Below are 8240 nucleotides of genomic sequence, written 5' to 3'. Positions count from 1 at the left end.
CAATGTAGGATTTTGATTTTTTTTCATCTAAAAGAGTCTCAATTTATACTCTTTCTTTACGAGTAAGTCGTCTATGTTTTTTTACTGCCATTTTACAAATCTATAAATTTAGATTTGTTGCGTTAAGTTATTGAATGGAGGCACTTATAAGACCCACCATATAAACCTTCTCCTAAAAAATATAAAAGGACACTAAATATCAGTCCTATTATAAAGGCCAATATCAAATAATTCCATTTTTTAGTCGTTTGTATACTTGATTTTTCCCTTCCATACTTCGTTAAAAACAAAAACGGAACCAATGCAGAAAAAAACATGACCAATCCAATTAAGCTATAGTTGCCCGTTTCATTTGCATTTAATACTAGAATAAATATAGGAATACATACAATTAAAAGTAAAAATAGTCCAAACTTCCAATCGAATTTAAAATAGTTATTTCAAAAAAGTCTTAATTCGTATTTCATTTTTTCTTAATCCTGTTTTTTAATTGACTCCAGAGGTTTAGCACTAATAGCATGTCGCGAAAACAGTTTTTATCTATACTGAACTTCTAAATACAAAACCCTAAGTAACATCCTGATCCCTACAACAAAGCTAAGGATTTGATTTCATTGGATAAATTATTTAAAAAGAAAGAGCAACTAAAAACAACAAACACTAATAATTAATTATCAAAACATTTAAAAAACGCTAGTCGGCAATACCTAATTATTCTAGAGTAAAGAAATCTATATTTGGTACTCTAAACGATATGAACCTTTAATGTTGAAGTGGTGTGAATATTTATTCTTTAAACTCATATATCACAAAGATAAAAAAGACAGAAGCTAAAGAGAAATGCACTAAAGTGCATAGTTTTAACTAAATTTGAAACCACTAAACTGAATAAAACATGAAACTACTACTATTGAATTTAGGCTTAATACTTGTTTTTTTAAGCTGTGCTGAAAACAAAGAAAAGACACTAAAAGTTAAGGCGATACCTATTAATGGAAAAATAGATGGCAACATTATTTCAGGCCCATCTGTTTTGAACGACCCAGACCGATTTGTATGGGGTGGTAGTGTTATAAAAGGAGAAGATATTAAATACCATATGCTTTATTCTACTTGGGAGTGTGGAGATTCCATTCCTATGTTTAAAAACTCATGGCTATTGCATTCAAAAATTGCATATGCCGTTTCCAAATATCCTGACAGGGATTTTAAATTTCAAAAAATCATTTTGAAAGGAAGAGCTTTAGAAGGGGACTCAACAGCATGGGATGCTCAAATGGTTCATAATCCACATATTAAAAAATTCAATAAAAAGTATTATTTATATTATGTAGGCGCAAAAGACCCTGGCATTCAGCCTAAAGGTTCAAAAGGAGAAAAAGTTTCCAAACGTAACAGAATTCAACAAACTCAGCGTATTGGAGTTATTGAGTTCAATAGTTTTGAAGATTTAGTAAAAGGTAAATATAATAGATCTGACAATCCTATATTATCGCCAAGAACAAGAGTAAAGCCAAATAATATTATCTTACCCTCACCTGAAGGAACAAAACCTAAACCTGACAACATAATTGTAGTTAATCCTTCAGTTGTTAAACGTCCTTCTGATGGAAAATATTTATTATACTTCAAAGGAAATTTTTACAATCCTGGCTGGAGAGGTATTCATGGCGTCGCTATAGCCGACTCGCCAACAGGACCATTTACTGCAACAGATAATTTTGTGTTTGACATACGTAATGATGATGGAACCATTGCCAGTGGTGAAGATCCTTATGTATGGTATCATAAAGATCATGAAAAATTCTACGTAGTACTTAAAGATTTCACAGGGAAAATTACAGTGGGAAAACCTGGGCTTGCACTACTAGAATCCTTGGATGGTATTAAATGGACAAAGCCTGATAATTCCTTCTTCATGAAGAAAGAAGTCATTCTCAAAACAGGTGACACTATTAAAGTAGACCGATTAGAACGTCCACAACTTTTAATTGATGAACATGGTAATCCAAAAGTATTATATAGTGCCTGTGCAATAATTAATATTAATCCAAGAAAAGATGGCACATCTTTTAATGTACATATTCCTCTCAAAACAAATTAAATGCAAGCTGAAATTATAAAGCGACCAGCAGTTAGGGGAAGTGGGCTACCTAATAAAACGGAGTGCATCTCACTCCTACGAACACTTGGGTCTCGTGGCTGTTCGCTACCTATATTTCTAGTCTCTCTTTACACTAATACCAAATAAACATCAAAATGATTGATTATATTAGTTTCTATTTCCTTTATCTTTAATTATAAAACAGAACCGTAATGGGGCTATGCTTCTATTTTTATTGCTTATCTGAATAAAAAATATCCCAAATTATTATTACCTCATTTAAAAATCACTTTAAAACACAAAAAAGCCTCTTATGCAAGCATAAGAGGCTTTTTAGACAAGCATAATTTTATTAATAAGCTCTCTTGTTTTTTCCTTCGTAAAAATTAATGAAAGCTTCATTTACAACTCTCTTACCTCCATTTGTAGGGTAATCTCCACTAAAATACCAATCCCCTAAATGATCTGGACAAGCCTTATGCAAACCTTCAATTGTTTGAAAAATTACTTCAACACCAGCTTTAATCGAAGGCGTTTTCAACATTTGAGCAATTTTATCCGAAATTTGAACGGCAGTAAATGGAGCGTATATTTCTTTTACAAAATTCTCAATTCCTGCATCTTCTTTGATTCGTTGTTTTAAACATTTTTTATACACGTCAGCAACAATATGATATTGGTCTGTGTCTTTCAATAATTCCAAAGTAGCTCTAAAAGCAATAAAATCACCGATTTTTGCCATGTCAATTCCATAACAATCGGGATAACGTATTTGAGGAGCAGAAGAAACGATGACTATCTTTTTTGGATTAAGTCTGTCTAAAATTTTAATAATACTTTTTTTCAAAGTAGTTCCTCTCACAATACTATCATCAATAATAACAAGATTGTCTTCTTTTTTAACAACACCATATGTTATATCATACACATGCTCGACTAAATCATCACGACTTTTATCATCAGCAATAAACGTTCTTAGCTTAACATCTTTTACCGCTATTTTTTCAATTCTAGGTCTTTCGGACAAAATTTCCTTTAGTTTCTCAGCAGAAATCTGTCTTTTTCCTTTTAATATTTTCTCTAATTTTTGTTGATTTAAAAAATCCTCAGCAGCCTCTCTCATTCCATAAAAAGAAGTTTCTGCTGTATTGGGTATAAAAGAGAATACCGTATTAGAGATATTATTATCAATCTTTTTTAATATCTCTGGAAAAATAATTTTCCCCAAATTCTTACGTTCTTTATAAATATCAGCATCACTCCCGCGAGAAAAATATATTCGCTCAAAAGAACAAGATTTTTTAGGCAATTGTTCCAATATAGGCTCAATTGTAATTTTACCGGATTTTTTCACAATAATTGCATGTCCTCTATCCAACTCTTTTACCGATTCTAAAGGCACGTTAAATACCGTTTGAATTACAGGTCGTTCAGAAGCGACAACCAATACTTCATCATCTTGATAATAAAAAGCGGGTCTAATTCCTGCTGGATCTCTCATTACAAAAGCATCTCCATGCCCTAACAAACCAGCCATAGCATACCCACCATCAAAACTTTTAGTGGCTCTTTTTAAAATTCTTTGAATATTAATTTTTTCTGCAATTATAGGAGATGCATCTTTTTTACTTACATTACCTTTTAATTCTTGATACAAACTTTCTACTTCATTGTCAAGAAAGTGACCAATTTTTTCCATTACTGTAACGGTATCAGTACTTTCTTTAGGATGTTGTCCTAATTCGATCAATTCCTCCAATAACTGAGAAGAATTTGTCATATTAAAATTCCCTGCAACAATTAAATTTTTATGTCTCCAGTTACTCTGACGCAAAAAAGGATGTACATTTTCAATACTATTTCCACCAGAAGTACCATAACGAACATGCCCTAAAAACAAATTCCCAATATAAGGAAGGTTTTCCTCTTGCCAAGCAACGTCATCCACCTTGTCTGGATTCTCTTTCAAGCCCAGATTTAAGCGGTCATTAATTTTCGCAAAAATATCTTGAATAGGTTGAGATTGATTTGAACGAACTCTACTGATGTAACGAGAACCAGGGCTCGCATTAAATTTTAAACTAGCAAACCCAGCGCCATCTTGTCCGCGATTGTGTTGCTTTTCCATCAATAGATACATTTTATTGATTCCGTAAAATGCAGATCCGTATTTCTCTTTGTAAAACTCTAGCGGTTTTAATAAACGAACCATTGCAATTCCACATTCATGTTTAATAGCATCACTCATAATATAAATTCTCTTTTGGAGTTATTAATCAACTTCCGTTTGTACTAAATTATTTATTCTTTAAAGGAATTTCCATTTCATATTTTGTCAAATTTCTAAAACTCAACAAACGTTCATTTATTTCAGTATCGGTTACATCTTGCATACGCTCTGTTCCAAATTTTTCTACACAAAAGGAGGCTAAATTGGAACCGTGAATCAAAGCGTTTTTTATGTTTTCAAAAGAGACGTCTTTTGTTTTTGCAAGATACCCAGAGAACCCTCCTGCAAAAGTATCTCCTGCTCCTGTAGGGTCGTAAACTTCTTCTAAAGGCAAAGCAGGTGCAAAGAAAACTTGTTCTTTATGAAACAATAATGCTCCATGTTCTCCTTTTTTAATGACAACATATTTTGGTCCCATAGCCTGAATTTTCTCAGCCGCAACTAATAAAGAGTACTCTCCGCTTAATTGTCTTGCTTCTTCATCATTAATGGTAATTACATCTACCTTTTTAATCACCTCTTTTAATTCAGTCAAAGCAATATCCATCCAAAAATTCATCGTATCCAAAATTATTAATTTTGGTTTTTCTGTCATTTGTTCTAAAACAGAATTTTGAATCAATGGGTGTAAATTTCCAAGCATTACAATACTTGCGTCTTTAAACTTTTCAGGAACAACAGGGCTAAAATTTTCTAAAACATTTAATTCTGTTGCCAACGTATCTCTTGTATTCATATCATTATGATATCTACCAGACCAGAAAAAAGTTTTTCCTTCTTTAACAATTTCAACACCTTCAGTATCTACATTTCGATCATTTAACATATCAATATATTCTTGAGGAAAATCTCCACCAACAACAGACACAATTCCTGATGTAATTTTAAAATTAGCAGCAGACAACGCTATATAAGTAGCAGCACCACCTAAAATTTTATCCGTTTTCCCAAAAGGTGTTTCAATTGCATCAAATGCAACTGTACCAACGATTAATAATTTACTCATTTACTTGATTTTTAGTATTTTAAAAATTCAGAATCTTTTGTGTAAAATTCTTTAAACTTCAGTATGATTCAATAACTTTGCAAAAATAAGTTTAAAATATGACTATCAAAGAAATACAAGAAGAAATTATTGATGAGTTTTCTATGTTTGAAGATTGGATGGAGCGGTATGAATACATAATTGATCTTGGAAAATCATTAGCGATTATAGATGACGAATTTAAAAAAGATGAGAATTTAATCAGAGGTTGTCAATCAAAAGTTTGGCTTCATTCTGAACTTAAAAACGACACCTTATACTTTACTGCTGAAAGCGATGCAATCCTTACAAAAGGGATTGTGGCCTTGCTTTTACGTGTTTTTAACGAACAGACACCTGCAGATATTATTAAGGCGGATATGACTTTTATTGACCAAATTGAATTAAAAGAGCATTTATCACCTACTAGAGCGAATGGATTGGTTTCAATGATCAAACAAATAAAACTATACGCACTCGCTTTTCAAACTAAAGTTAACTCATAAGTTATAGCACGAATATCAAACAAAGTTTAAAGAACTATAATTCGTATCTTTGAACTATTCGAAAACAAAATAAATATTTAAGATGGAAGAATCTCAAATTACAGACATAGGAGAAAAAATTGTTCAGGTTTTAAAAACCATTTTTGACCCCGAAATCCCTGTGGACATTTACGAATTAGGATTGATTTATGACGTAATGGTAAACGAAAATAAAGAAGCCAAAATACTAATGACTTTAACATCACCCAACTGCCCAGTTGCAGAAACACTTCCTAAAGAAGTAGAAGATAAAGTTAAAGAATTGGAAGAAATTGACAACGCTGAGGTTGAAATTACTTTTGACCCTACTTGGACTCAAGACATGATGAGTGAAGAAGCAAAACTAGAACTAGGATTTCTATAACTCTTTAAAAGAACTCATCAAACAATGGAAGAGATTATAAATAAAGTTACTAATAGCAAATTAGTCACCATAGACCTTGAAGACTATTACCCAAAAGGAGATCGTGTGTTGTTTGATATAAAAAAATGGTTATTTCAGGAACTAATCTTAAAAGAAAAAGATTTTAGAGAATCGTTGGAACAGTTCGATTGGAGTTCATTATCTAACTGTTACGTAGCTTTAACCTGTACTGCTGATGCGGTGATTCCATCATGGGCTTATTTATTAATTACCACAAAAGCAGCTCCTTTTACAAAACATATTGTCGTTGGAGACCTTAACCTGCTAGAAAGCTCTATCTATCAAAAAATCATAGATAATTTTGACACGGACCACATTAAAGACAAACCGGTAATTATAAAAGGTTGTGCCAATAAACCGATACCCACAAGCGCATATACACAGTTGATTGAAAAAATACTGCCAATTGCTAATTCTATCATGTATGGAGAAGCATGTTCTACCGTTCCGCTTTTCAAAAAGCCAAAATAATAGTACCTTTGACTTTTTAAAAAAAATGATGATGAAAAAAATATTACTTTTTACTGTTTTATTAACAAATACAATTTTATTTGCTCAAGATGAAGACGCCAAAAAAGATGGTAGCTGGAAAACGACTGGCAAAATAACTTTATTGATGAACCAATCTGCTTTTTCTAACTGGCAACCAGGTGGGGACAATGCGTTCTCTGGAAATGCAAATTTCAACTACGATTTTAATTACTCAAAAAACGGATGGGTATTTGATAACAAATTAATTGCTACTATAGGAATTTCTGCTGTAGCGGGTGAAGACACTAAAAAAACAGATGACAGATTAGAATTGAACTCTATTTTAGGGAAACAAATAACGAAATACTGGAATGTATCTTTCTTTAATAACTTTAAAACTCAGTTTCTTAACGGTAATAATTTTAGTAGTGATTATACTGGAACGGGTAACAACAAAGACTTCCCTGTTTCTGGATTTTTCAAACCTGCTTATTTAAGTTTTGGTCCTGGTTTTTTCTGGAAAAAAAGCGACAATTTATCTGTCAACTTAGCTCCTGTTACTTCTAAATTTACCTTCTTATCAGGAGAAATTTTTACTTTAATTGATGGTGATTTTATATCAAGTAACGAGATGGAAACTTATGGCGTAGATCCTGGAGAAAATATGCGATATGAATTTGGTATGAATCTTCGTGGATACTACCGAATAAACTTAATGGAAAACATCTCAATGGAAAATATCCTTACTTTATTTAGTGATTATATTAGTAAACCCCAAAATGTTGATATAGACTACACAATGAACTTAATTATGAAAATTAACGATGTGTTTTCTACCAACTTAACTTTTCAAGGAGTTTATGACGACAATGCTTACCAAGGATTTCAAGTAAAAGAAACTTTTGGTATTGGAATCAGTTATATCTTTTAATCCACAAACAATACTATAAAAAAACCCCTTTGAATAAACTTCAAAGGGGTTTTTTGTGATTACATTTTACTGAAACGTCTTCCTCTCTTTTAATTACACCAAATGAATTTCAGAGTGGTTGATAATAAATTCGCTGAGTTAGTCATTTAGCTTCTGTATATTAGTGTCATTAAATATAACAGATATGGATGTTTTTCAAGGTCAAAATATACTGAGTTTTATAAAAGAATTACCAAATGATGAAGCTTGTAAGGCTTATTTAGCCAAAATAAAATGGCAAGATGGGTTTACTTGTATAAAATGTGGACAGACCAAAGGATGTGAAAAGTCAGGATATAGATACCATTGTTACTTGGATTCAAAGTTGTAACGCAACAAAACGTTTTAGTTTTATGATGTTACTAAGCTACAATTTTAAGTTCAATATCCATCATTTCTTTTGGTGTTTTATATCCAAGTATCTTTCTAGGTCTATTATTTAGTTTTTCTTGAATAATTTGGAGTTGTTTTA

At 31.8% G+C, this 8240-nt stretch carries 7 protein-coding genes and 2 pseudogenes; 6 read left to right on the top strand and 3 right to left on the bottom strand.

Translation table 11 applies throughout. From position 1 onward, the window contains the following. The first annotated feature begins 895 nt into the window (after window positions 1-895). Entirely contained in the window at window positions 896-2104 is a 1209-nt protein-coding gene (locus V5787_RS06940; protein ID WP_336892530.1) for a glycoside hydrolase family protein, read from the top strand. Between the two features lie 352 nt (window positions 2105-2456). On the opposite strand, the gene V5787_RS06935 is transcribed toward V5787_RS06940, so the two are convergent. Together V5787_RS06935 and V5787_RS06930 are read right to left on the bottom strand one after the other, a co-directional pair. Continuing rightward, window positions 2457-4352 (bottom strand): amidophosphoribosyltransferase, encoded by a 1896-nt coding sequence (locus V5787_RS06935; protein ID WP_336892529.1) that lies wholly within the window; start codon window positions 4350-4352, stop codon window positions 2457-2459. Between the two features lie 49 nt (window positions 4353-4401). After that, on the bottom strand, window positions 4402-5340 hold the full coding sequence (locus V5787_RS06930; RefSeq protein WP_336892528.1) for a PfkB family carbohydrate kinase: 939 nt from the start codon (window positions 5338-5340) through the stop codon (window positions 4402-4404). A gap of 98 nt (window positions 5341-5438) precedes the next feature. Here V5787_RS06930 and V5787_RS06925 point away from each other — a divergent pair, with 98 nt between their 5' ends. The 5 genes and pseudogenes from V5787_RS06925 to V5787_RS06905 all read left to right on the top strand — a co-directional run. Then, window positions 5439-5864, top strand: coding sequence for a SufE family protein (locus V5787_RS06925; RefSeq protein WP_336892527.1), 426 nt, complete (start codon window positions 5439-5441; stop codon window positions 5862-5864). Between the two features lie 82 nt (window positions 5865-5946). Next, entirely contained in the window at window positions 5947-6267 is a 321-nt protein-coding gene (locus V5787_RS06920; RefSeq protein ID WP_336892526.1) for an iron-sulfur cluster assembly protein, read from the top strand. Window positions 6268-6291: 24 nt separating this feature from the next. After that, on the top strand, window positions 6292-6798 hold the full coding sequence (locus V5787_RS06915; protein ID WP_336892525.1) for a DUF2480 family protein: 507 nt from the start codon (window positions 6292-6294) through the stop codon (window positions 6796-6798). A 31-nt stretch (window positions 6799-6829) separates the two neighbouring features. Further along, window positions 6830-7729, top strand: a complete 900-nt coding sequence (locus V5787_RS06910) for a DUF3078 domain-containing protein (protein ID WP_336892524.1) — start codon at window positions 6830-6832, stop codon at window positions 7727-7729. A 184-nt stretch (window positions 7730-7913) separates the two neighbouring features. Further along, window positions 7914-8081: pseudogene (locus V5787_RS06905) on the top strand (transposase); the annotation flags it as partial. A gap of 49 nt (window positions 8082-8130) precedes the next feature. Here V5787_RS06905 and V5787_RS06900 read toward each other — a convergent pair. Then, window positions 8131-8240, bottom strand: a pseudogene (locus V5787_RS06900) (IS30 family transposase); the annotation flags it as partial.

The organism is Flavicella sp. (genome assembly GCF_037132785.1).
In the GTDB taxonomy this organism is placed as follows: Bacteria; Bacteroidota; Bacteroidia; order Flavobacteriales; family Flavobacteriaceae; genus Flavicella.
The sequence above is the reverse complement of the archived record's forward strand: the minus strand, read 5'-3'. Positions and strand labels throughout refer to the sequence as shown.